At 60.6% G+C, this 24,779-nt stretch carries 21 protein-coding genes and 1 riboswitch; of the genes, 9 read left to right on the top strand and 12 right to left on the bottom strand.

Annotated features, from left to right (window positions below):
* Positions 1–49: 49 nt before the first annotated feature.
* Complete coding sequence (locus HGP16_RS19665) at positions 50–1,375, top strand: FAD-binding oxidoreductase (protein WP_168841696.1); 1,326 nt, start codon at positions 50–52, stop codon at positions 1,373–1,375.
* 59 nt (positions 1,376–1,434) lie between these two features.
* Positions 1,435–2,343: a LysR family transcriptional regulator gene (locus HGP16_RS19660; RefSeq protein WP_168841695.1), complete on the top strand. Its 909-nt coding sequence runs from the start codon at positions 1,435–1,437 to the stop codon at positions 2,341–2,343.
* A 31-nt stretch (positions 2,344–2,374) separates the two neighbouring features.
* Here the strand turns inward: HGP16_RS19660 and HGP16_RS19655 are convergent, their stop codons facing one another.
* The 4 genes from HGP16_RS19655 to HGP16_RS19640 are packed head-to-tail and all read right to left on the bottom strand — an operon-like array spanning position 2,375 to position 8,138.
* The gene (locus tag HGP16_RS19655; protein WP_168841694.1) at positions 2,375–3,745 is read right to left on the bottom strand and encodes an NAD(P)/FAD-dependent oxidoreductase; all 1,371 of its coding nucleotides are present in this window, start codon (positions 3,743–3,745) and stop codon (positions 2,375–2,377) included.
* Positions 3,742–4,065, bottom strand: coding sequence for a (2Fe-2S)-binding protein (locus HGP16_RS19650; protein WP_168841693.1), 324 nt, complete (start codon positions 4,063–4,065; stop codon positions 3,742–3,744). Before HGP16_RS19650 ends, HGP16_RS19655 begins: the two co-directional genes overlap by 4 nt.
* Positions 4,062–6,050: a hydantoinase B/oxoprolinase family protein gene (locus HGP16_RS19645; RefSeq protein WP_168841692.1), complete on the bottom strand. Its 1,989-nt coding sequence runs from the start codon at positions 6,048–6,050 to the stop codon at positions 4,062–4,064. The genes HGP16_RS19650 and HGP16_RS19645 overlap by 4 nt, the downstream gene beginning before the upstream one ends.
* 6 nt (positions 6,051–6,056) lie before the next feature.
* A complete protein-coding gene (locus HGP16_RS19640; RefSeq protein ID WP_168841691.1) occupies positions 6,057–8,138 on the bottom strand; it encodes a hydantoinase/oxoprolinase family protein in 2,082 nt (693 codons plus the stop codon).
* 212 nt (positions 8,139–8,350) lie between these two features.
* Between HGP16_RS19640 and HGP16_RS19635 the strand changes: the two genes are divergently transcribed.
* From HGP16_RS19635 to HGP16_RS19625, 3 genes are all read left to right on the top strand, one after another.
* Positions 8,351–9,487 carry an NAD(P)/FAD-dependent oxidoreductase gene (locus tag HGP16_RS19635; protein ID WP_168841690.1) on the top strand — a complete coding sequence of 379 codons (1,137 nt, stop codon included), beginning with the start codon at positions 8,351–8,353 and terminating at the stop codon, positions 9,485–9,487.
* Positions 9,488–9,781: 294 nt separating this feature from the next.
* On the top strand, positions 9,782–10,276 hold the full coding sequence (locus tag HGP16_RS19630) for a hypothetical protein (RefSeq protein ID WP_168841689.1): 495 nt from the start codon (positions 9,782–9,784) through the stop codon (positions 10,274–10,276).
* A complete protein-coding gene (locus HGP16_RS19625) occupies positions 10,239–12,629 on the top strand; it encodes a putative bifunctional diguanylate cyclase/phosphodiesterase (RefSeq protein WP_246703401.1) in 2,391 nt (796 codons plus the stop codon). Before HGP16_RS19630 ends, HGP16_RS19625 begins: the two co-directional genes overlap by 38 nt.
* Positions 12,630–12,678: 49 nt before the next feature.
* Here HGP16_RS19625 and HGP16_RS19620 read toward each other — a convergent pair whose 3' ends face one another.
* On the bottom strand, positions 12,679–13,710 hold the full coding sequence (locus HGP16_RS19620; RefSeq protein ID WP_168841688.1) for an AraC family transcriptional regulator: 1,032 nt from the start codon (positions 13,708–13,710) through the stop codon (positions 12,679–12,681).
* Between the two features lie 262 nt (positions 13,711–13,972).
* Here HGP16_RS19620 and HGP16_RS19615 point away from each other — a divergent pair, with 262 nt between their 5' ends.
* The gene (locus HGP16_RS19615) at positions 13,973–15,124 is read left to right on the top strand and encodes an ROK family transcriptional regulator (RefSeq protein ID WP_168841687.1); all 1,152 of its coding nucleotides are present in this window, start codon (positions 13,973–13,975) and stop codon (positions 15,122–15,124) included.
* Positions 15,125–15,344: 220 nt separating this feature from the next.
* Complete coding sequence (locus HGP16_RS19610; protein ID WP_312862895.1) at positions 15,345–15,773, top strand: DoxX family protein; 429 nt, start codon at positions 15,345–15,347, stop codon at positions 15,771–15,773.
* A gap of 55 nt (positions 15,774–15,828) precedes the next feature.
* On the opposite strand, the gene ribB is transcribed toward HGP16_RS19610, so the two are convergent.
* From ribB to HGP16_RS19575, 7 genes are all read right to left on the bottom strand, one after another.
* Positions 15,829–16,455 (bottom strand): 3,4-dihydroxy-2-butanone-4-phosphate synthase, encoded by a 627-nt coding sequence (gene ribB, locus HGP16_RS19605; RefSeq protein ID WP_168841685.1) that lies wholly within the window; start codon positions 16,453–16,455, stop codon positions 15,829–15,831.
* Positions 16,456–16,568: 113 nt separating this feature from the next.
* A riboswitch (FMN riboswitch) is annotated at positions 16,569–16,714 on the bottom strand.
* 105 nt (positions 16,715–16,819) lie between these two features.
* Positions 16,820–17,602, bottom strand: coding sequence for a glucose 1-dehydrogenase (locus tag HGP16_RS19600; RefSeq protein ID WP_168841684.1), 783 nt, complete (start codon positions 17,600–17,602; stop codon positions 16,820–16,822).
* A gap of 76 nt (positions 17,603–17,678) precedes the next feature.
* Entirely contained in the window at positions 17,679–18,416 is a 738-nt protein-coding gene (tpiA, locus tag HGP16_RS19595; RefSeq protein ID WP_168841683.1) for a triose-phosphate isomerase, read from the bottom strand.
* Positions 18,417–18,420: 4 nt separating this feature from the next.
* A complete protein-coding gene (locus tag HGP16_RS19590) occupies positions 18,421–19,209 on the bottom strand; it encodes an SDR family oxidoreductase (RefSeq protein ID WP_168841682.1) in 789 nt (262 codons plus the stop codon).
* Between the two features lie 19 nt (positions 19,210–19,228).
* Positions 19,229–20,707, bottom strand: coding sequence for a sugar ABC transporter ATP-binding protein (locus HGP16_RS19585; RefSeq protein WP_168841681.1), 1,479 nt, complete (start codon positions 20,705–20,707; stop codon positions 19,229–19,231).
* Positions 20,708–20,735: 28 nt separating this feature from the next.
* Positions 20,736–21,665, bottom strand: coding sequence for a sugar ABC transporter substrate-binding protein (locus tag HGP16_RS19580; RefSeq protein ID WP_168841680.1), 930 nt, complete (start codon positions 21,663–21,665; stop codon positions 20,736–20,738).
* 117 nt (positions 21,666–21,782) lie between these two features.
* The gene (locus HGP16_RS19575; RefSeq protein ID WP_168841679.1) at positions 21,783–22,763 is read right to left on the bottom strand and encodes an ABC transporter permease; all 981 of its coding nucleotides are present in this window, start codon (positions 22,761–22,763) and stop codon (positions 21,783–21,785) included.
* Positions 22,764–22,975: 212 nt separating this feature from the next.
* Here HGP16_RS19575 and HGP16_RS19570 point away from each other — a divergent pair, with 212 nt between their 5' ends.
* Positions 22,976–23,785 carry a transketolase gene (locus HGP16_RS19570; RefSeq protein WP_168841678.1) on the top strand — a complete coding sequence of 270 codons (810 nt, stop codon included), beginning with the start codon at positions 22,976–22,978 and terminating at the stop codon, positions 23,783–23,785.
* Entirely contained in the window at positions 23,785–24,741 is a 957-nt protein-coding gene (locus HGP16_RS19565; protein ID WP_168841677.1) for a transketolase family protein, read from the top strand. Before HGP16_RS19570 ends, HGP16_RS19565 begins: the two co-directional genes overlap by 1 nt.
* Positions 24,742–24,779 lie beyond the last annotated feature (38 nt).

Here is a 24,779-nt window from a genome sequence, read left to right as displayed (position 1 = left end):
ATGTCCGATCATTTCGTTATGCTGTCGGCTCGATAGGAGACCCGCATCCATGCCCGCACCGCTTACACTTGTCGAAAACTCTGCCGAATTGCCGACCTCTGCCGACGTCGTCGTCATCGGGGCAGGTATCGTCGGCGTTTTTACGGCCTATTATCTGGCCAAGCGGGGCCTCTCGGTCGTTCTCCTTGAGAAAGGACGCGTCGGCGCCGAACAATCCAGCCGCAACTGGGGCTGGTGCAGACAGCAGAACCGCGATGCCCGCGAGCTGCCGATGGCAACAAAGAGCCTCGAGCTCTGGGACCAATTCGCCGCGGAAACAGGAGAGAATACGGGATTTCGCCGCTGCGGCCTCTTCTATCTAAGCAACAGCGAGGAGGAGCTTGCCGGATGGGCCCGCTGGCGCGACTTTGCGCGCGGTGTCGGCGTGACCACGCATATGCTCGACAGCGCTGAAGCCAGCACGCGCGGTAAGGCGACCGGCCGCAGCTGGAAGGGCGGCGTCTTTTCCCCGACCGATGGCATTGCCGATCCGTCCAATGCCGCGCCGGCGGTCGCTCGCGCCCTGATGAAACTGGGGGGGTGCCTCCGCCAGAACTGCGCAGCGCGCGGCATAGAAACCGAAGGCGGAAAACTCTCCGCGGTCGTTACCGAGCAAGGCACGATCAAGACCCGGATTGCCGTCCTGTCCGGTGGTGCCTGGGCGTCGTCCTTCTGCCGCCAGCTCGGCGTCCGTTTCCCGCAGGCATCGATCCGCTCATCGATCCTTTCCGTCAGCGCCGGCGACGGCGAACTTCCAGATGCTCTTCATACCGCATATGTTTCGGTCACACGCAGAGGCGATGGCGGCCATACGCTCGCGATCAGCGGGCGGGGCCGCGTCGATCCCACGCCGCAGAACATTCGGTTTGGGGCACAGTTTCTGCCGATGTTCGTTCGCCGCTGGCGCGCGCTTTCGCTCGGCGGCGTCGAGGGCTTTCGCAGCGGCCACGAAAACTTGTCGCGCTGGCGCCTGGATCGGCCGTCGCCAATGGAGCGGATGCGCATCCTCGATCCGGCCGTCGACAAGGGCACGATCCAGCTGACCTATGACCGCGCGGTCGAATTGCTGCCTGCGATCGCAAGCCGCCGCATCACCGCAAGCTGGGCCGGCTACATCGATTCGACGCCGGACGGCGTGCCCGGCATAGGCGAAGTCACAACCATACCAGGCTTGGTGCTGGCTGCCGGTTTCAGTGGCCACGGCTTCGGGATCGGACCGGGAGCCGGCCACCTGATCGCCGACATCGTCACTGGTGCCACGCCGATCGTCGATCTGAAACCCTATCACCCCGACCGCTTCCTGCAATCCGCATGGGGCAAGGTGGCGGACTTCTGAAATGGTTCGTCCGTGCTAGACTTCGCCGGCAACCAAACCAGACAACACGGAATTTCCTCATGCAGGCCCGTCAGCTCGAAGTCTTCTGCATGCTCATGCGATCCGGGACGGTGACCGGCGCTGCCGCCATGCTCAACATCACGCAGCCGGCGCTGAGCCAGATCCTGCTGCATGCCGAAGACCAGCTGGGGTTCAAACTCTTCAACCGCGTGCGCGGCAAGCTGGTCCCCACACGGGAAGCCGAAGAACTATATCCGGAGGCCGAACGCATCTTTTCCGAGCTCGGAGCGCTTCGGCGCCGAACGACCGACATGCGCTTTGGCCGGACCGGGCTGATTAGGATCGCCGCAACGACGCCACCGGCCATGTCGATCGTTCCCAAGGCGCTTCTTGCCTTCAGGACCACCTATCCGGATATCGTCGTCCGTTCGCTGATCGCACCGCTGGTCAACGTCGTCGATATGATCCGCAATGGCGACGCCCCGCTCGGCATCGTCATGAACAACATCGCGCGGCCCGGCATCGATGTCGAAACGCTCGGATATGCCGAGCTCATCTGCATTGTGCCGGAAGGGCACCATCTCGCCGCGCGCGACAGCATCACCTTTGCCGATCTTCAGAACGAAACCCTGATTTCCTACCGCGCCGACACTTTTCCCGGCCAGCTGCTCGCCAATGCCGCAGCGATGGAAAATCAGTCGTTCAATCCCGCGATCGAGATCGATATTTCCATTACCGCCTTGCCCTTTGTCCGCAACGGCTTTGGTGTCGCGATCGTGGATGGTCTCCTGCCATGGGAACAGTTTCCGGGCCTCGTGCGCCGGCCGCTCATCCCACGAAAGACAGTCCCGATCGCCGTGCTGACCAGCCGGGACCGTCCCTTGACGGGCAGCCACCTTACGATGCGCGACTATCTGCGCCGGGCCTGTGCCGGCGTATTGAAGGATGGCGACGCTGTGTCGGAGTAAAATCGCGCTCATACAGTCACAGCGAGCCTGCTCAGCTCTCGTTGATCCAGGATCCGATCGGCAGCGGGCGAACCGGCGCCTGCTCGCGCAGACGACCGACATCACAGACCGGGATTCCCGCACGCTCCGCAATCAGCTCGGCGCCGGCGAGCTGACAAAACCGTCCCTGACACCGTCCCATGCCCACCCGCACGATTGATTTTACCCGATTTGCTTCACCTCCGGCATAGTCGACACTCTGACGCAGATCGCCGGCGCGGATGCCTTCGCAGCGACAGACCATCGTTTCATCGGGAACGGATCGGACCATGCAGGCGGGCCAGGGAAAGGCGCGGGCGATGCTGCGAGCAAAGCGTTCGTAGCGGGCAAGCCGGCGGAGATCCCGTGCCGGATTAGGATAAGGCAGCCCCATGTCGGCAAGGCAGGCACTCGCGGCAAGCCGTCCGGCAACTTCCGCGCCATCGGCGCCAAGTATCCGCAGGCCATCGCCGGCAAGATAGACACCATCGGCAGACCGGCCCATTCGATCCGCCTGCGGCAGCCATTGGCCCCAGCCCTGATCGTATTCGAACCTGCATTGAGCCAGGCCGGCAAGTTGCGTTTCGGCTCTCAGGTGCCAGCCGATGCCGACCATATCGCATTCGGTGCGATGGTCGTGCCCGCCAGCATCCCGCCACCGAACGGCCACCGGTCCCTTCTCGCCGCTGATGATGTCCGTCAGCGTCACGCCCGCGCGATATAACCGGCTAAGTTTCATCCGCATTGCCAGGCCCCGCAGGACCAGGGCCGGCCTTGCCATCATGCCCGGAATGGCAAGGATCTGGTTTCGAACCGAGGAGGTATCGAGGACGGCCGCAACATTCGCTCCAGCCTTTAGAAGCTGGACGGCAACGAGGGTCAGCAGTGGCCCGGAGCCCGCCAGAACGATCCTTCGCCCCAAGGCGATGCCTTGCGCCTTCAGCGCGATCTGCGTAGCACCGAGACTGTAGACGCCAGGCGCTTGCCAGCCGGGTACCGGCACCAGCCGGTCGGTCGCGCCGGTCGCCAGTATCAGCCGGTCATAGGCGAACTCCCGGCGGCCGGCGGGCGTCAGCACCTGCAGCACATTGGCGGCGAGCGCCATTGCCGAGCTTCGAGGATGGTATTCGACCTCGCCGCGAGCGACCATGCGATCGAAGAGGGAATGAAGGGAAAGGGCTTTGCCAGCCTCTGATCCATAGAGCTGCTCGGCCGACCGCGTAAAACCCTCCGGTGGACGGCGATATATCTGGCCACCCGCCCTCATCCCCTCATCGATGACGACGGGCCGGACACCGGCGGCCACCAGCAGCTCGGCTGCGCGTATGCCCGCCGGACCAGCCCCGACGATCACCGTTGCCTTCCGGTCATTCACCACCGTCATGGCCAATCTCCCGGCGCCTGGGTTGACAGGGACATGCCGTTGCCGACAAGGGTCGAACAGGCACGCATGCGGGTTCCGTCCTGTTGCCAGACCCAGCAGTCCTGGCAGGCGCCCATCAGGCAGAAGCCCGCCCGCCCTTCCGGCCCGAATTCGGATTGCCGAAGAACCGGTGAGAATGTCAGCATGGCCGTCAGCACCGTGTCGCCGGCCAAGGCTTGGCGTTCGATGCCGTCAAGCAGGAATCGGACGGGTGGCCGGCCCTGTTCGGCGAGACGGACGATGCGCCCCGTTTCTCCGACAGGATGCGGACCCTTGCTCATTCGGCCGCCTCTTTGATTTGAAGCCGTACCTCGGGCATTTCCGGGAACCGGGCGCGGACATCGGCAAAAGCGGCGGCAACGCCCTCATGCCCGGCGCGTCCCTTCATTCGGCGAAAAATCTCCGTCTTGGTGAAAAACCGCCAGTGGATCGGGAGGCAGGCAAGGATATCCGTGAGCAGGTTGTAAGCAGCTGATGTCCACTGCGCCTCGTAACCGTCTCGCTCCTCGCCGTAGTGGAAGTGGGCAGTTGGAACCGTGCGCGATGCCCTGAGACGGGAGGTTTCGGCCTCCTGCACCTTGCCATCGCGGATAACCACGCCGTAATCGCGCTCGGCCGCTTCAAGCGAAACATAGCCGCGCTCAACATCCTGCAGCACACGCCAGACCTCGCGCTCCAAGGGGTTTCCGCGGCCGCCGCCACCGGCCGAGCGGATCTCCAGCACATCTCCGGGCTGCAGGACGGCCGTATCGATATTGCCGAGCCGGCGATAATCCTCGCGCCCGGGGTTCAATACCATGTCGGAGAGCCCCGCCGCCTTGCCGCCAAGCACACCCCAGGGCCGGAAGAAGCTGCGGTCGCGGTTGCGGGCCGTAATACGGCTTTCGGGCGAGAACACGCGGAACGCCATTTCGGTCGCCAGCCCCCCACGCCAACGGCCGGCACCGCCGCTGTCCCTGGCAAGCCCGTATTTGACGAACTCGATCGACACTTCGGTTTCCGTGATTTCGATCGGCGTATTCTTCAGATAGGCAGCATCGGCACCCGAACCGTTGGTCCCGTCACGATGCGGCATCCCGCCGCCGCCGCCGACCACCGGATTGACGGCGGCGATCACGCTGCGGCCGGTCCGTTCGTCCGTGGTCATGACGTTGACGATGCAATTATTGCCGGCCGGCGCGGCAGGCAATAACTCGGGAACCGCCTGGCAGAAGGCTCCGAAGATCACGGACCGCAAGCGTGCACAGGTGAGCGAACGCATGCCGACCGCCGCCGGTGACACTGGATTGAGAACGCTGCCCTGTGGTGTAATGCAGGTGAAGGGGCGGGTTAGCCCGGTGTTGAGCAGGATCTTGGGGTTCAGCGTATAGAGAATGTAATAGACGCCGACCAGCAGCAAGGTGTGGCGCGGATCGCCGCCCGAGGGAACGTTGAGCGACGAGCCGAGCTGCGGATCGGATCCGGTAAAATCGAGGATCGCCTCGTCGCCCTTGATCGTCAGCGTCAGCTTCAGGCGGCACGGATTGGCCTCGACGGAATCCTCGTCGGCATAATCGACGAATTCCCAAGTGCCATCCGGCATCGACCGCAGGAGATCGCGCGCCTGCGCTTCGGCGTGATCCAGAAGCACGTCGGTGCCTTCGAGAAAGGCCCGCTTGCCGAATTTCTCGACCATGGCCAGGATCTTGCGCTCACCGGTGTTGAGCGCCCCGACCAGCGCCTTGATGTCGCCGATGTTGAGATCGGGTTTGCGGACATTCGTGGCCATGATTTTCAGGATGTCTTCGTCGAAGACACCTTCGTTGACCAGCTTCATCGGCGGAAAGCGAATGCCTTCCTGATGGATCTCCGTCAACGCGCGCGACAGAGAGGCCGGCACGGCGCCGCCCATGTCGGTATTGTGGATATGCCCGCCGGTCCAGGCGATGATCTCGCCGTCATGGAACACCGGCTTCCACAGATGCGTGTCCGGTGCGTGCGTGGCCACGAAGCAGGAATAGGGATCGTTGGTAAAGGCAACGTCGCCCGGCTTGTAATCCTCGATCATTTCAATGGCCCGGGTGTAGGTAAGCCCGGGATACCATGTTGCACCGAGGCCCATCGGGACGCCGAAGGTTTCCCCCTTGCGATTGATCAGCATGACGGTGAAATCCTCCGTCTCCTTGACGAAGGCCGAATGGGCCGTCCGCTGCAGCGTATAGGCCATGTTTTCGGCGGCAGCCCGGGTATGGTTGGCAAACACTTGAAGGTTCGAACGGTCGAACATGGGCCGCTACTCCGAAAAGGTGAGATGAAGGTTCAGGTGGCGATCGATCGTCACCTGCGTGCCCGCCGGAATGGCGAAGGTCGTATCGTCCTGGGCTACGACGGCAGGGCCGCTGAAGCGGCCGCCTGGACGCAATTGGTCCCGCCGGTATAGTCCGATCCATTCGAATGCCTTGCCGGTATAGACCGGTATTTCGCGTTCCGGTTCGGCCATGCCGTCAATCTCTTCGAGGTCGACGGTCGTTTGCAGCCTCGGTCCGGCGCCGATGGCAGACAGACGAAGATTGACGATTTCGATCCTGCCGTCCGGGTCGGCAAAATCATAAAGACGGGCGTGCGTGGCATGGAACGCCTCTTCCATTGCGGCGAGATCGCCTTCCGCCACCCAGGCCGCCCGCAGCGGAACCTCGATTTCAAAGCTTTGGCCGACATAGCGCATGTCGGCGGAAATCCGCAGTTCAGCAGACCCTTCATGGCCCTGCTTGATGAGCCAGGTTCGCCCTTCGGCCGACAGCGCCTCCGAAGAGCCGCGCAGCAACGGCACGGCCTCCGGCGACAGATGCGTGAAAACCGTCTTGATGAAGTCGCCGCGCAGATCCGCGACCAGACCGCCGAGAGCCGACACCACGCCCGGACGCGGCGGCCCGATGACCTTGGCCATACGGAATTCGCGGGCCAGGAACGCGCCCAGCATGGGTCCGCCACCGCCGAACGGCATGAGGGTAAACTCCCGCAGGTCGACCCCCGCCCGCGATGCCAGCTTCTCCACCTCGACGAACATCTCCGAGATAGCGATATCGAGAATAGCCTGGGACACCTCTTCAACCGAGCGACCGATACGCTCGGCAAGCGTCGAGACGGCTGCGCGCGCCAGCCCGACATCGACCTGCAACTGACCGTAGGCCATTTCGCTGTGCCCCAGCCAACCGCAGACGGCCATGGCATCGGTCACGGTCGCTTGCGTGCCGCCGCGGCCATAACAGGCGGGACCGGGTGTGGAGCCGGCCGATTCCGGCCCCACCCGCAAGACACCATGGGCGTCGATGCTGGCAATGGAGCCTCCGCCGACGCCAATGGAGCTGACGGAGACCGAGGGAATGTGAAGCGGAAACTCGCCGATCAATTCGCCTGTCCCGAATTGCGGCTCGCCGTCGATGATCAACGCGAAGTCTGCCGAGGTGCCGCCGATGTCAAGGGTGAGGACATGTTTCTCACCGGCGAGACGCGCCAGCCAGGCGGCGCCGATCACGCCCGAGGCCGTGCCGGAAAGCAGCATCTGGACGCAGGAACGCTTTCCTTCCGCCGCGTTCATCACGCCGCCGTTCGATTTCGTCAGCAGGGCCGGCGCCTTCACTCCGCGCGATGCAAGCTTGTCTTCAAGAGCCGTCAGGTAACCCGAAACCCGCGGATGGACGTAGCCATTGAGGATCGCCGTCGTCGTCCGCTCGTATTCACGAATGACCGGCCACACTTCCGAGGATGTGAAGACGAAGAGATCGGGTGCGAGCTTTTCGATTTCGTTTTTGACCGCCGTTTCCTGGGCATCGTCCCGCCAGGAATGCAGAAAGGATATGATGATGCCCGCCGCATCTTTGGCCCTTGCGGCTGCCACGGCGGCGGTAACCGCCTTCATGTCCGGCGCCTGCGCTTCGCTGCCATCCGCCCGCAACCGCGCAGGAATGCCGAAGATCATGTCGCGTGCAATGAGCTGTTCCGGCCGCGAGCAGAAGAGAGAATAGACATCAGGCATTCTGAGCCGCGCCAGCTCGATGACATCCTCGAAACCGGCATTCGTCATAAGCGCGAGCGACACACCGCGCCTCTGGATGACGGTGTTGATGCCGACCGTGGTGCCATGAACGAAGCGACTGATTGCCTCCGGCTCCAATCCCTCCCGCTCGGCAAGCAAGGAAAGCCCGGTCATCAATTCCGCACCCGGATCATCGGGCGTCGTCAGCACCTTTAGCGAAGCGACGCGACCGGAGCGGCTTTCCAGCGCGCAGAAATCGATGAAGGTGCCGCCGATATCGACGCCGATCTTCCAATCCTGCTGCGAAGCCTCTCGAGCTTGCCCTGTCGCATCCGCCATATCAGTTCCTTTCCTTTGCCTGCCATGAAACTGGCATGGACGGATCAGCAACGTCCAAGAGCGAAAATGCCAAAGGTCATAAGCCGGACTTATGCTCTGACGATGGGCAAAAACCATAGGCCGGACTTATGGGCGCAGCGTGATCCCGACTTTGACAGTGCCAAGCCGGGTCGGACAAGGTGGGGGTTGTTTTCAGCCTCTGGAGAACCTCGATGGATGCTATCGTGTTGGGCGGCGGGCTCATGGGAGCCGCCTCCGCCTTCTTTCTCGCCCGGCGCGGCATCCGTGTGACGCTTATCGAACGCAATCGGGTCGGGAGCGGCGCGACGGTGGCGTCATTCGGCAACATCAGGCGAAGCGGCCGATATATTCCGCAATTGCCGCTTGCTCACCGCTCGCTTGCCCTGTGGGGGCAGGCGGAGGCCATGCTCGGACGCGACGTGGAATTCCGCGCAACCGGCCATCTGCGGCTGGTGTTCAGCCAGGAAGGGCTGGCGGCGATGCGGGCCTTCGTCAAGGATGCCCGGCCATGGGGACTGGGCCTGGAAGAGTTGACCGCGAAGGACGTGCGGTCGCGCTTTCCCGGCCTTGGTCCCGATGCGATTGCGGCCTCCTTTTCCCCGAACGATGGAAGCGGCAACCCGCGTCTCATTGCACCGGCCTTCGCGGACGCAGCCCGAAAATTGGGGGCCGACATCGTCGAAAATGTCGAGATCAGGGCCGTCAGAACAAGTGACTACGGATTTCAGGTCGAAACGTCGAAAGGCTTGCACGAAGCCTCGATGCTGCTCAACGCGACGGGCGCCTGGGGTGCGCGCGTCGCGGGCCTGTTCGGAGAGACCGTTCCGATCGTTGCCAAGGGTCCGCAAATGGGCGTGACGGAACCGCTTCCCCATCGCATTCTCCCGGTCGTCGGCGTATGGGCGCATGATCACGGCGGCGGTTATCTGCGGCAGGTGGAAAGAGGCAACATCGTCTTCGGTGGCGGCGCCGATCGCACCGACGTTTCACTCGACACGGGATACGCCAAGGCGGACCCCGCTCGCTTGCCTGGCCAGCTTCGGTCATTGCTGCCGATTTTACCGGCGTTGAGAAACGTTGCCGTGATACGCACCTGGTCGGGTTGCGAGGGCTACGTCGAAGACGGCCTCCCGGTGATGGGCCGGTCATCGACGACGGCGGGGCTTTTCCACGCATTCGGCTTTTCCGGCCACGGTTTTCAACTCGGACCCGGCGTTGGCGACGTTATGGCCGAAATCATGGCAACGGGGAAAACGGACATCCCATTGCAGGACTTCCGCATCGAGCGCTTCGCAAAGCCGAATTGCGGGTGCACACCTTTGACTTAGATGGAGATTTCATGACTAGGTCGGACGATGCGTAGTTTTCTGCATCATCTGGATCGGACGCGCATTGTGGATATCACTATACAACAAAATCGTTCTCGAAATTCAACTAGTACCGGCCTAGGCCCACATTTTGCGAAATAGATATCCAAGTAACGCAACAATCCGACCGAGTGACAACGCTGCGCTATCGGTTCGGGAAACACCAACAGATCATTAACATTTCACAACCACTCTAAAAGCTATCGGAAGGGATGATCACGTAACAACAAGCATTTACAACCATCGGGGAAGCACTTGAAGAGCGTAGATAAGAATGCGGAAGTATTGCTATCGGAAGTTGATTACTCGAATAGTTTGACAAGCATCCTGTCTACATCGCCGTTGAGCGCGACCCTCATATTTCTTGGGCCTATTGCAGCCGCCGCCTTATTGATGGCTTGCTTTCCACATGCATTCTCCCCCTCATGGACGCCCTTCGTCTTGATGGGCGCAAGCATTCCCGTCATCAGCTTTGTTCTTTTGCAGCGGCGGGAAGAACAGCGAAAGAAAATCGGGTTCATGTTCAATCTGTCATGGATTGCTTGGGTCGTGATGAGTTTGGCGACCGTCTCATATTGCCTGAACGCTGGAACCCGAGAATTCGGCAACTCGCTGGTGCAGCTCAATCCGGGATGGCTGACGCTTATCTTCGGGTGGTTCTTCGCAACCGCCTGCGTCGTGTGGCTCTATCAATCAATAAATTGCTGCATCCATGACCGTCCCGCAGCGCATGGGCGAGATGGCGCATAGACAATTTGGAATGCATGGAAAGGGCGCCTCCATGTGGCGGATGTTCGACAGCGTTCTGCGATTTATGGCGGTATCGGTCGACAATCCCGAGCTGTTGAAAGCGCAATACCGTGCTTTTTCACGCCAGATGCCGATGATGTATTTCATCCTGATGTCGAGCACCTGGGCGGTTGCCACGACGCACATGACGATCGCGCCGACTTGGCTGACGATTGGAGCTCCTGTTGTCCTCACATTGGCATCCCTATTCCGTGTCCACCATTGGTGGCGGTCGCGTCACATGGATCCAACTCCGGAAGTGGCGCTGCATGCCCTGAGGCGGACCAATCGGCTTGCTTTCGCAATTGCTTTTACCTTTACAGCCTGGTCGTTCCTGCTCTTTCCCTATGGTGACGCATATACCCGTTCGCACCTGGCCTTTTACATGGCCATCACGGTGATCTCCTGCATCTTCTGCCTGACGCATCTTCGCTCCGCAGCCATCACCGTAACCGCAATCGTCAACGGCGCCTTCATCATCTTCTTCTGCGCGACCGGACAGCCAACCTTCATTGCGACTGCGATCAACATCGCATTGGTATCGATTGGCATGCTCGTTATCCTCAACATCAATTATCGCGACTTTGCGCACATGGTGAATACGCAGACGGAGGCGTATCGACGCGAGGAGGCGCGGAGCCGTTTGCTGCGGATGATCGATGACATGCCCGTTGCTGTGATGACGGTTGAGCCCGAAACATTGATCATCAACTACGCCAACGAGACCTCGAAAGACCTCATACGCAAGATCGAGCATCTGCTGCCGATCAAGGCAGATGAGCTGCTTGGCACCTCGATCGATGTTTTCCATAGGAATCCGGAACACCAGCGCCGCATTCTCGCGGATCCGGCAAATCTGCCCCACAATGCCCGCATCAAGCTCGGGCCGGAAGTGCTCGATCTCAGGATTTCGGCAATTACCGCCGATGACGGGAGTTTTCTGGGGCCGATGCTCAGCTGGGCGATCGTCACCAAGGAAGTGGAGGCTGAGGGACGCATACGCCAGCTCGCGCATTACGACACGCTGACGGGGCTGGCAAACCGCACCGCGTTCAATGCGCAATTTGACGCGAGCCTCGGCAAGGCGGAGCATGATTCCTCGCTATTATTCATAGATCTCGACGGCTTCAAGCTGGTCAACGATACCAAAGGCCATCGTATCGGCGATGCCCTGCTGAAGGCGGTCGCCGATCGGCTGCGAGCCATTTGCGCAGCACCGGCCATGACGATTGGACGGCTCGGCGGTGACGAATTTGCCGTGCTTGCTCCATATGCCGAACCCTTGCCGGCGGCGATCCTGGCCGGCCGGATCATAGATGCGCTCTCCATGCCGTTCGACCTTGACCAGGCGAGCCAGGTTCAAATCGGCGCATCGATCGGCATCGTACACGCACCGATTCATGGGGAAACGGGAGAAGCTCTGCTCGCACGAGCCGATATCGCGCTTTACGCGGCAAAGGCCGCCGGCAAGGGCGTATATAAGGTGTTTTCCGCAGAGATGGAAAATCGCATCCAGGAAAGCATACGGCTTCAAACAACGCTGCGGGCATGCTTGCGGGACGGCCGCGGATTGTTCGTCTTCTATCAGCCGATCGTCGATATCCGCAGCAACAAGGTCACGGCACGGGAAGCATTGATCCGCTGGCACCACCCACAAAGGGGCTGGATCCCACCTGCCGAGTTCATTCCCATCGCAGAGCAGAACGGATTGATCGAACAACTTGGCGACTTCGTCTTGAATACAGCATGTCGGGATGCCGTCCAATGGGAGGATGGTGCGCGCGTGGCCGTCAACGTATCGGCCGCTCAGCTCGGCAAGGGGAGGATTGCCTCCACGGTATTATCGGCGCTGGCGTCTTCCGGGCTGTCGCCGGATCGGCTTGAAATTGAGGTGACCGAAACTGCGATCTTCGACGATGAGCATGGGGGCATTGGAGATCTGCGGCGCATACATGACTTGGGGGTCCGCGTGGCCCTGGACGATTTTGGAACCGGCTACTCGTCCCTCACCCATCTTCGCGCCTTCCCCTTCGACAAGATCAAGATCGATGGTTCATTCGTAAGGGATGCCGTGAGGCGGCCGGAATCCGCCGCCGTCGTCCGGGCGATTGCCGATCTGGGCAAGCGGCTTGGTGTCACGACCGTCGCCGAGGGCGTGGAGACGGAAGCGCATCTTCAATGCGTTCTGACCGAAGGATGCAGCGAGGTCCAGGGCTATTTCTTTGGTCATCCCGAGCCGAGCCGGAAGGATGCCGATGCAGTCATGGCTCTCAATGCGATCGCGGCAGTCGCAAAAGTCTTCTCGGATGCCTAGCCCTTCCGCCAAAAAGGGAACGACAAGCGTCCGCCGTCAGATATAGCTATTAACGCAGTCCCACCGCTTTCGCACGCGTGTCGCTTGGGCTTTCTCCGAAGGTGCTGCGATAGATGATGGAGAACCTTCCCGGATGAAAGAAACCCCATGTCGCGCAGACTTCGCGAACGGATTGCCGGTTCAATGGGTCTCGCAATTGATCGCGCGCAGCTTTCAGCCTGATTGTGCGTAGATAGGCACCCGGCGATGTTTTTCTGAATGCCTTGAACCCCATCTGCAGGGCACGAAGCGAAACTCCGACATCGTCAGCCACCATCGATATGGTGAAGGGCTCGGTGATATTGGCGTGCATATAGTCTATGGCACGGCGCACATGCCACGGCGCAACCATCGACACCTTCTCCTTACCCAAATGGCAGGAAAGACGATGCTGGCCAAATCTGATGACAAGGTCGGCAAGCGTTTCGCTCATCGCCGATACGGCAAGTGGGGAGGATAAGAGCGGCCCGTCATTGCGCATGCCTTGGATGATCGTTTGTGCCAGGTTGCCGATGAGCTGACCGGCGGGTGTTGCAAGATCGAGAACGGGCTCCAGATCCAACGATTCGAGGATCGGCCTTTCCAGGAGCGAGGCCAGCATTCTCTTTATGATTTTCCAGTCCAGCAAGAGGGCGTCCAGGCTATTCGGCTCGCCCTGAAGCGAGCGATCGCGGGCCTCATGATTGTTCGCCATGAGAATGTGCCCGGCACCACCTTCCGCGACCCTTCTTCCTATGGCCAGCCGCAGCGAACCCGCGCGAGGTATGTAAAGCCCAAGATGTTGCGGAGTTTCATCGAGCGTCCGGACTTCCCAGGGACTTTCATAGGCCGAATGGACCGCCGTAAGAGACCCGCTTCTTCTAAAATCCGCCGCCCAGGTGAAAGCCCGGTCCTTGCCCAATGGCTTGGCAGCAAAGACGCCATAGGCTCCTGAAAACGCCTCGACCATCGACTCGAAATCGCGGCCCTTGTGGGTTGGCGCGAAATCATAAGGTGACGCGTCGTGACGGCGCGCAACATTGTCGAAGCTCAACGATACCATGCAGCTTGGCTCTTACTCCCCTTGCCTACTTGTCATTCGCGTACCGCACCTCGCCTGAGATTGTCGCAACACCGATATGACCTCCCGAATGCTCCAATGCTGCCTCCTTTGACGGGCTGGGATTGGCGCGATCTCCGCTGGCCGGGCCGATCTTGATGAAGTAAGCAGGATCGGCACATCAGGGACCGGGTTTCTCAGCTTGAGAAAAACAAAGCGTCCTCGAAAGATTCACACTTATAGTGTAAATTAAAATGGTCAGAAAATGAAGTATAATCCGCTCGACCATGTTGCAGTCCATTTTTTGCGGGATCTTCAACCTTCACGCGTGGCTTCCCGGAACGAGCGGGACCTGCTGCGGCTGATCTGGAAGTCTCCCGGCATCGAGCGCTCCGACCTGACCGAGCCGCTGGACCTCACGCAGCAGTCCCTGCATCGAATTGTCGGGCGGCTGCATGACCGAGGTATGGTCGTCTTTTCCGCGTCGGAAACCCGGCGCCCCGGACCGCCAAGCCCTGGACTGACGCTGTGCAGAGACTGGTGCTTGACGCTCGGAATCTCGGTGAATGTCGGCTCGATCGGCCTTTGCCTCATGGGTTTCGGAGAGCCTCTGGAAAACGTGGAAATCCCGCAGGCGGGATCTTCGCTTCCGGTAGAATTGGACCGGATCGAAGCCGCGCTCGAAGACCTTCTTATTCGCCGACGCGCCAAGCGCGGCGATATCCTCGGTGTCGGCTTGGCAGTCTCCGGGCACCGCATGCTGGAAACAGCCTTCAATTGTCCGCTGCCGCTCGCTCACTGGTCACTGATCGACCTGGCGCCGATCGTCGGCAAGCGGCTTGGCTTGCCGGTTTGGGCTGATAATGTCGCAAGGACCGCGGCCTTGGCGGAGGCGATCTTCGGCGTCGGTCGCGATGCTCCGGACTTCGCCTATATCGCCCATCTTCACGGTTATGGCGGCGGTCTGGTTTCCGGCGGCATGCCGTTTCGCGGCAGTTTCGGCAATGCCGGCGAGTTTTCGGTTCTCTTCGAGCGTCAAGACTATGGCGATCGACCGGCACTCGGTGTCTTGCTCGAACATCTTCGCGCCAAAGGATACCCGGATCTGACGCTGCGGGATCTCAAACGCGAAGAGCTATTGAATTGGGATGACGTCACCGAATGGGTCGATCGTGTGATGCCGGCGCATAATCGCGCCATCAACGCGATCTGTGCGGTATTCGACCCTGCCTTGATCGTCCTTGGCGGTGAGCTTCCGCATCGGCTGGCGAAGATGATGATCGAACGGACTGAGATTAACAATCTGCCTCGTCACGGCGCATTACGAGACGTGCCTGAGCTGACGGTAGCAGAGATGACCGATTCCCCCGGTGCGATCGGCGCGGCATTGGTCCCCTTGTTCGAGACGGTGTTGTGATGGCCTTCGCTCGCGGCGACATCGCACGATATTCAAAGCGATCCGCCGGAATATTGCGCAATATCCTAAGTGCGCAACCCAATCTCAGTAGTTTACCGGCGCTCATGAAGCGAAGTGCCTCCGACGATGGATGACCTCAAAAAAATTTCTGACCTCTGTCGGAATTTCCTTTCGCCGGCCGTCCTTGGAGCATCAACCGCTTTCAAACCGGAGGTACATCGTGGAAAACATTCAATCGACCTGGCAGACCGCCGCCATTCTCATCGCCCGTCTAATCTTCGCGGCCGTCTTCCTGATGGCTGTCTCATTCAAACTCATGGACATGGGCGCGACCGCCAGCTACATCGCCGCCGCCGGCTTCCCGTTACCGCTGTTCCTGGCCTGGTGTGCAGCGGCTCTCGAGGCGCTGCTGGTCATCGCCTTCCTCAGCGGTGCCTTCTTCATCCCGGCGGCGATCATTGCAGCCCTCTATGTCATCTTTCTTGCATTCTCATTCCACGGTCCATCACACTGGACGGGTAATCAGGCCGAATTCGGCTTCTTCGTCGATCACTTTACTTTCGTGGCTGGCCTGCTCTTCGCCGCCGTGCATGGGCCGGGCAGCGTGCTTGTCGCCACGGTGGGCCGGCCGAGCGCAGAAACCGAGTAATATCCTTCGTGCCAAACGATGAATAGCATGCCGGCTTGCGAAGCGACCCCAATCATCAGGCTGCTTTTTCCGGCATGTTCGCCAATCGATAGGCTATCAAATCCTCGATCGTAACCAAAAGCAGGCCATGGCGTTCTGCAAATATTTCGAGTTCCGGCAGCCGAGCCATCGTGCCGTCATCATTCGCCACTTCACAGATCACGCCGGAAGGCGACAAGCCGGCAAGCCTGGCGAGATCCACAGCCGCTTCGGTATGGCCGGGACGCGACAAGACGCCATTCGGATGCGCGCGGAGAGGGAAAATATGACCGGGCCGGGCAAATTCCTCCGGACGTGAGCCATCCCTGACGAGGGCCTGAACGGTTGCCGCCCTGTCGGCGGCGGATATTCCGGTGGTCGTTCCCGGGATGTAATCCACGGAGACGGTGAAGGCGGTCTTCAAAACCTCGGTATTGCGCGGCACCATCAACGGAATTTCGAGCTCGTCGAGCCTTTCGCCTTCCATCGGAACGCAGATAAGACCGCGGGCATGGCTCATCATGAACGCGATCGCCTGTGGCGTGACCGCGTCGGACGCAATCACGAGATCGCCTTCGTTTTCGCGGTCACGATCATCGACGACCACAACGATCTCACCCCGCGCAATCGCCGCGATCGCATCTTCAATTTTCGAAATTGCCATTTTCCTGCCTTTCAAGGGTTGCCGTTCAAAACGGCGCGCATGGCCTGTCAAAGCCACCATTTTCCCTTGGGCGAACAAGCATGTGAACGCCACCATTGAAGCGGCGTCTCCTGCGTTGCTCTCTTCCATCCGGACTATGACCGTCGGCTCCGGCATCTCACCGGATCTGCTGACCCTTCCGAAATTCGGAAGGCGCTCGCGGGCTCCGAGTTGCCTCGATACCGCCGGTGGGGAATTACACCCCGCCCTGAGAACATCTCTAAGATAGATGATGATTGTTTCGTTCTGCAAGAGGCTGACCGCACTTCCGCTTTCGAAAAGCTGGTTTTGCGGTGAAAGCACAGTTCCTCTTTATTGAACGAAGCTAGGACATAATCAAACCACCATCGACATTGATCGTCTGGCCGGTGATGTAGGCCGCATCGTCGCTGGCCAGAAAAGTGACGAGACCTGCAACATCCTCCCCCGATCCGGCCCGTTTCATCGGAATGCCCTCGACCCATTCCTTCATGAGTTCACCAGGACCGTAATTGCCGAGCAGCTTGCCCCATGCCTGGTCGTTATAAGCCCACATGTCGGTTTCGATGATGCCGGGGCAAAAGGCGTTCACGGTAATGCCCTCGATCGCGACTTCCTTCGCAAGGCTCTGGGTTATGCCGACGACGCCCATCTTCGATGCCGCATAATGCGGCGTATAGATAAACCCGTCACGCGCCTGGCCGGAGGCGGTATTGATGATGCGGCCGCCGCGTCCATGCTTGCGCATGCGGGCAATCGCCTGTTGCGCGCAGAGGAAGACGCCCTTCGTGTTGACGGCCATGACCTTGTCCCATTCGCCTTCGGTCATATCCTCGACGCGGGCGATGGTGATGACGCCGGCATTCTGGATCGAAACGTCGACAGCCCCGAAGGCCGTCTCGGCCGCGTCGTAGAGACCCTTTACGCTGGCCTTGTCCGTCACGTCGCCGACGAAGGAAATCGCCTTTCCGCCGCCAGCCTTGATCTCATCGGCGACCGCATGAACGGATTCCTCGTTGGCGGAGACCACCAGATTGGCGCCTTCGCGCGCGAAGCGCCTGGCGATCGCGGCGCCGATGCCACGGCTCGCGCCGGTGATGACGACGGTCTTGTTTTCGAAGCGATGCATTTCCTATTCCTTTTGCAGTGACAGCCATGCCGGGCGCTGATCCTGAGGCCGATCGCCCTGCCTGTTGCTGGCGACTTCAAACAGCTGCCGAGATAATCCCGGCAAACTCCGATGCCTTCAGGGACGCGCCTCCGACCAGGGCGCCGTCGACATTGGAGACGCCGAAGATCGCCCTTGCGTTCGATGCCTTGACCGAACCGCCGTAGAGGATCCTGACACGGGGGCCATCTTCTCCCAGCCGCGCCTCAAGCGTTTGCCGGATGGACGAATGTACCTCCTCGATCTGCTCGAGGGTCGGAACCAGTCCTGTCCCGATCGCCCAGACGGGTTCATAGGCGATCGTCATGTTCGAACTGGTTGCGGCATCGGGAATTGATCCTTCAAGCTGGGCGCGAACGACCTCGATCGCTCTGCCGTCATCCCGTTCTGCGCGCGTCTCCCCGACGCATATGATGCTCGTCAGCCCCGCGTTGTGGACTGCTGCCGCCTTGGCCGCGACTGCAGAATCCGCCTCCCTATAGGCGGAGCGGCGCTCTGAATGTCCCAGAATCACGAAGCGCGCGCCGATTTCGGTAAGCATCTCCGCGGAAACATCTCCGGTATAGGCGCCTGACGCCTGCGCGTGGCAATCCTGTGCCCCGATGGCAATCCTTGAGCCCCGCGTCCGTTCGGCCGCCTTTTCCACCAGCGTGAAGGGCGGGCAGACGACGATATCGCACGCCGCCTCGCCCGTTATCCCCGTCAGCGCCTCGATCTCAGCCAGGGAGGAAGCGAGACCGTTCATTTTCCAGTTGCCGGCAATCAGTTTCTTCATCACATCACCAGCAGCAGAAGCCGCCGTCGACGAGCAGGTCGACGCCCGTCACGAAGCTTGCGGCATTCGACAGCAGGAAGACGGCCGGGCCGACCATCTCATCGACCGTTGCCATACGCTGCATCGGCGTCTGCTCCTCGAAAAGTTTGGTCTGGTGGACCATTTCCGGGCGCGTGTTCATCGGCGTCGCCGTGTATCCCGGCGAGATGGTGTTGACGCGGATGCCGCGGCCGACCCACTCCATCGCCAGCGACTTCGACATGTGGATTACGCCGGCCTTGGAGGCATTGTAATGGGCCTGGCTCAAGCCGCGATTGACGATGACGCCGGACATGGAGGCGATGTTGACGATCGATCCGCGTCCATGTTTCAGCATGGCGCGCGCTTCCGCTTGGCACGACAGGAAAACGCCCTTCAGGTTGATGTCCATCAGCGTCTGGTACTGGTCTTCCTCCATCTCCTCCGCAGGATTGGCGTTGGCGATACCCGCGGCGTTGACCGCAAGCGTCAGAGGCCCAAGCTCCGCCTCGGTGCGGGCGACCGCATCCCCAAGCGAGGATTTGCTGGTGACATCGGCCGCGATCTGGATGGAGCGGCGACCGGCCGCCTCGATATGCGACGCCGTGTTGGCCAAACCGTCGTCGGATCGACGGTCAAGGAGCGCGACGTCGGCGCCGCACTGCGCGAGGCCGATTGCGATACGCTGCCCGATCCCGCTTCCGGCCCCGGTCACGATGGCGACCTGTCCCTTGAGATCGAAAAGCTTTGGGGCGTTGAGAGTGATGTCGGACACCGCTCTTCCTTTCTGTTATCTAAATTGTCGCCAGTTCCATGACCGAGACGTCGTTCGCCTCGTCACGACTGAGAATGCCTGCCTGCTTGCCCTGGGCGAGCACGAGAATGCGGTTCGACACGCCGAGAACCTCCTCGAGATCGGAGCTGACGACGATGACCGCGACCCCCTGTTTCGCCAGGTTCACGATGATGTCGTAGATGCTTGCCCGCGCGCCGACATCGATGCCTCGTGTGGGTTCATCGAGCACCACGACCTTGGGATCGCGCATCAGCCACTTGGCGATGACGACCTTTTGCTGGTTGCCGCCCGAAAGGTCGGAGGCATATTGCTCGGCGCGACCCTTGACGCCGAATTTCGCCACCGCTTTTTCGGCGAAGGCACGCTTGACGCGCGATGTGATCCAACGACCGCCGAGTTTGTCGAGATTGGCGTAGATGATATTTTCACTGATGCGGTGACCGACGACGAGGCCCTGTTCCTTGCGATCCTCGGGCACCATCACGATACCCTTTGCGATCGCATCCGCCGGATCGCGAAGCTTGAGCTCTTCTTCTTCCAGCCTGATCGAACCGACGCTGATCGGATCTGCGCCGGAAATGGCACGCACGAGTTCCGTGCGACCGGCACCGACCAGCCCGGCGATACCGAGGATTTCACCCGCATGAACATCGAACGTCACGTCCCGGAAGGAGCCGTCAGGCGAGCTTAACCCGCTGACCTGTAGCACCGCACGATCCGTCGGTTCTGGAAGAGCAGGAAACAGGCGGTCGAGCGAGCGGCCGACCATGCTTTCGACGATGGTGCGAACGGGTGTCGCGCTGTCGGCGAACTCCTGGACACGCTCGCCATCGCGCAGGACGACGATGCGATCGGTGATCTGCCTGATCTCCTCCATGCGATGCGAAATGTAGACAATGCCGACGCCTTCGGACCGAAGTTTCCTCACCTGTTCGAACAGCGCTTCCGTCTCCGCCCCGCCAAGAGCGGCGGTCGGTTCGTCGAGGATCAGCAACTTGGCGTTGAGCGCCAGCGCCTTGGCGATTTCGATGAGCTGCTGATTGGCCGTCGACAGACCCGCGACCTTTCGCGTCGCCGGTATATGCAGATTGAGGCGGGCGAGCTGCTCCTGCGCGCGCCGGATCATCTGGGGGCGATCGACAGCTCCGTTCTTCATCGGCCATCGCCCGATGAAGACATTCTCGGCGATCGAAAGATGCGGCAGGAGCTGCAATTCCTGATGGATGAGAACGACGCCCTTATCGATCGCCTCGCGTGGGGTAGCCGGGGCATAGGGCTGCCCCAGCCATGTCATTGTTCCCTCGGAGGGCGTCCGTGATCCGGCGATGATGCCGGACAATGTCGACTTGCCGGCCCCGTTCTCCCCAAGAAGCGCGACCACCTCGCCGGGATGGACATCCAGGCTGACATTCTTCAGCACCTGAAGCGGTCCATAGCGCTTGGATATGCCCCTCAGGGAAAGAACGGGCTCAGTCACGGCACACCTCCTCAAGACTTCGGCACGATTACGGATGGTTGGCGATGAAGCCGGCCACGTTTTCCTTGGTCGTCAGCGTGGCGTCCATGAGCTGCACTGGAGGGACCTTCTCGCCGGCGACGAGCTTGACCGCATTGGCGACGGCATCGCGGCCCATTTTCTGCGTCTGCTGTGTCGCAGTGACGTCGAAGACAGCCTTGCTGAGCGCTTCAAGAGCCGCCGTATCGCCGTCGAAGCCGCCGACAACGATCTTCTGGGATGGGTTTGCCACCTTGATCGCCTGCGCGGCGCCGAGTGCGAGCGCGTCTGCCTGAGCAAACACGATCGATACGTCGGGATTTGCCTGCAGCATGTTCTGCATGATCTGGAAGCCCTCGTCCTGAGCCCACATGTTGGAATATTGCTCGGCGACGACCTTCACGCCGGGATTTGCCTTCAGTGATTCAGCACAACCCTTGCTGCGGTCGACTTCGGGCGTCGTGCCCTTCTGACCGTGAATGATCACCATCTTGCCCTTGCCGCCAGCCTGCTTGAGGATGTAGTCGCAAACGGCCTTGGCGGACGCGACGGAATCCGTGGCGAGGAAAGTGTCACCGGGGGCACTATCGGCATTGCGGTCGACGTTGACAACCGGAATACCGGCATTCTTGGCGAGCTTGACGGGAACGCTTGCCGCCGCAGCACCGGCCGGAATGTAGATCAGTGCATCGATATTCTGGGTCAGCAGGTCCTGGATCTGGTTGATCTGGGTCGGACCGTCGCCCTTGGCATCCACCGTTACGACCTGAAGGCCACGCTTCTTGGCTTCATCCTCGACGGACTGCTTGATTTGGTTGAAGAAGTTTGCCTGCAGGTTTGCGACGGCCAGGCCGATCTTCTTGGCCTCCTTTGCCTGAACCGAGCCCAACGACATCGCCAGCACGGCGGCCGAGGCCAGAAGAATGCGCGCAAGTTTCATTTTATTTCCTCCTTTTTGTAGTGAACCCTTGGGTACATCCTCCCCCTCGGGCAAGTGATCCGCTCCAAACCTCTCGGAGAGGAACTCGTTAGGGTCCGCCGGGCGCGGACCTGAATGTCAGGCCCGCCGCCTGCGGATCGTTTCAGCACCCACCGCAAGCACGATGACGATGCCGATGATGACCTGCTGCAGGAATGGCGAGACGTTGAGCAAGTTGAGCCCGTTGCGCAGGACACCGATGATCAGGACACCGATGAGCGTGCCGCCAATGCCGCCGGATCCGCCGGAGAGCGAAGTTCCACCGATGACGACAGCCGCAATCGTGTCCAGCTCATAGCCGAAGCCGCTGGACGGCTGAACGGAGTCGAGGCGCGCCGCCAGCACGATGCCCGCCAGACCGGCAAGAACCGCGCTTACGACATAGACCGCAATCGTCACCAGCTGGACATTGATGCCGGCAAGACGAGCAACTTCCGGATTGCCGCCCACTGCATAGAGCATGCGACCCTCGGAGCGGAAATGCAGGAATACCCAGGCCACGGCGACGACCGCCAGCATCAGGAAGACCGTCGCCGTCAGCACGCCGAAATGGCGATCGATCGCGAGCATCATGAACCAGTCGGGAAACCCGACGATCTGCTGTCCGTCCGTAATCATGTTCGCGACGCCGCGTGCTGCCGACATCATCGCCAATGTCGCGATGAAGGCCGGGACCCTGAACAGGGTGACGAGAAGTCCGACGATCAATCCGCTGACAGCTGAGGCAAGGAGCGCCACGGCAATCCCCGCGACAAGCGGCAGGCCGGCAATATTTGCCGTCCAGCCCATGACCATCATGGCAAGCGCCAGGACCGAACCGACCGAGAGGTCGATGCCGCCGATCAGGATGACAAAGGTCATGCCCACGGCCATGATTCCAAGCACGGTGATCTGATCGAGAATGTTGAGACCGTTGCGGAGCGAAAGAAACGCATCGGTGCCGAGGCTCAGGAAAACGCAAAGAGCAAGCAATCCGACGAGCGGTCCGGTCGCACCGGCGAGCTTGCTCAGCCATATCGCGGACGGATGTTTTTCTTCGCTGACGTTGATCGCCACCATTATTCCTCCCGGAGATTAGGGCCAGCGGCCAATATTTCCTCAAGCTAGAATATTTATTCATGCTTGCCGGAAAATTCATTATCAACTCAATTTAGGCCTGTCAACCGAGTTTTCTGGACCATGTTTTGCAACTTGTCCCTCGCCGGGGCTTGACTAACTGCCTTCATGTGCAAAAATATAAACGGATGAATATTTATTCACACGAGGAAACGATGGAGCCTTCCGAACTTGAACGTGTTGCTCGCCAGATACGCCTGCGAGATCTCCAGGCCGTCTATGAGGCAGGGGCGGGACACATTGGCGGCGAGATGTCCGTGATCGACCTCCTGGCCGCGCTGTACTTTCGCGTGCTGCGTGTCTGGCCGGACCAGCCGAAACATCCCGATCGGGACAGGTTTGTGCTTTCGAAGGGGCATACCGCATGTGCGCTCTATGTCACCCTAGCGAAACGCGGCTTCATTCCGGAAGAGGAAATCTCGACATTCCTGAAGCCGCATTCGAGGCTCAATGGCCATCCCAATTGCAACAAGGTGCCGGGCGTCGAGACCAACACAGGTCCTCTTGGGCATGGTCTGCCGGTGTCGGTCGGCATGGCCAAGGCGGCGAAACTATCGGGCGCCGGCTACCATACTTATGTGATTACCGGCGACGGCGAGATGCAGGAGGGCTCCAACTGGGAAGCGATCATGGCCGCGGCGCAGTTCCGGCTTGATAACCTCACCCTGATTGTCGACCATAACCGGTTCCAGCAGGGTGCAGCACTTTCGGATACGAACGATATCGCTCCGCTTCGTCCGAAGCTCGAAGCCTTTGGCTGGGAGGTCAGCGAAATCGACGGCAACAGTATGCGCGAGGTCGTCCCAGCGCTCGAACATCGAAGCGTCCGCCCCCATTGCATCGTGGCCCACACCAACAAGGGACACGGAATCTCTTTCATGCAGGACCGTGTCGACTGGCACCACAAGGTTCCGAGCAAGGAACAATACGAAGTCGCATTGGCAGAACTGTCGGAGGCACTCTAATGAACGCGCCTGTGAATGCACCCAAGCTCCATGACTGCCGCGACGCCTTCGCATCGACTCTCGAACGCCTTGCCGCCGAGAACGAAACGATCGTGGCGGTCTGCAACGATTCTGTGGGATCTTCGAAGCTCGGTGGCTTCAAGTCCAGATTTCCCGATCGCCTGGTCAATGTCGGCATCGCCGAGCAGAACATGGTCGGCGTCGGCGCGGGCCTCGCCAATGGCGGACGCCTTCCCTATGTCTGCGGCGCGGCGCCGTTTCTCACAGGCAGATCGCTCGAGCAGATCAAGGCCGACATTTCCTACTCGAATGCCAACGTCAAGCTCGTCGGCATTTCGTCTGGAATGGCCTATGGCGAGCTTGGCCCGACCCATCATTCGATCGAGGATTTCGCCTGGACGCGCGTTCTGCCCAACCTGCCGGTCATCGCGCCATGCGACCGCATCGAAACGGCGGCGGCAGTGGAATGGGCGGCGAGCTACAATGGCCCCTGCTTCCTGCGCCTGTCGCGTGTCGGCGTGCCCGACCTCCTGCCAGAGGGGCACAGGTTCGAACTTGGAAAGGCCAATCTGCTGCGCGAAGGTTCCGATGTCACGCTCATCGCAAACGGGACGCTGACCCATCGCATGGTGAAAGCCGCCGACATCCTTGCGCAACGTGGCATAAGCGCCAGGGTGCTCAATCTCGCCACGGTTCGCCCGATCGACGAAGATGCCATTATTGCGGCCGCCAAGGAAACCGGCGCGATCGTGACGGCGGAAGAGCACTCGATCTTCGGTGGGCTGGGGTCGGCCGTGGCCGAGGTTGTCGTCGACAACGCTCCGGTCCCGATGACGCGCCTCGGCGTTCCCGGCATCTACGCGCCGACCGGCTCGGCCGAGTTCCTGCTCGATGAATTCGGCATGGCGCCCTCGGCCATTGCAGACGCCGCACAGGCACTTATCAAGCGCAAGTAGACAAGCGGCGCGCATTCGAGCCGGGGCGGATTGCCGCC

It is taken from the genome of Rhizobium sp. P40RR-XXII (assembly GCF_012641405.1).
Taxonomy (GTDB): domain Bacteria; phylum Pseudomonadota; class Alphaproteobacteria; order Rhizobiales; family Rhizobiaceae; genus Rhizobium.
The sequence above is the reverse complement of the archived record's forward strand: the minus strand, read 5'-3'. Positions and strand labels throughout refer to the sequence as shown.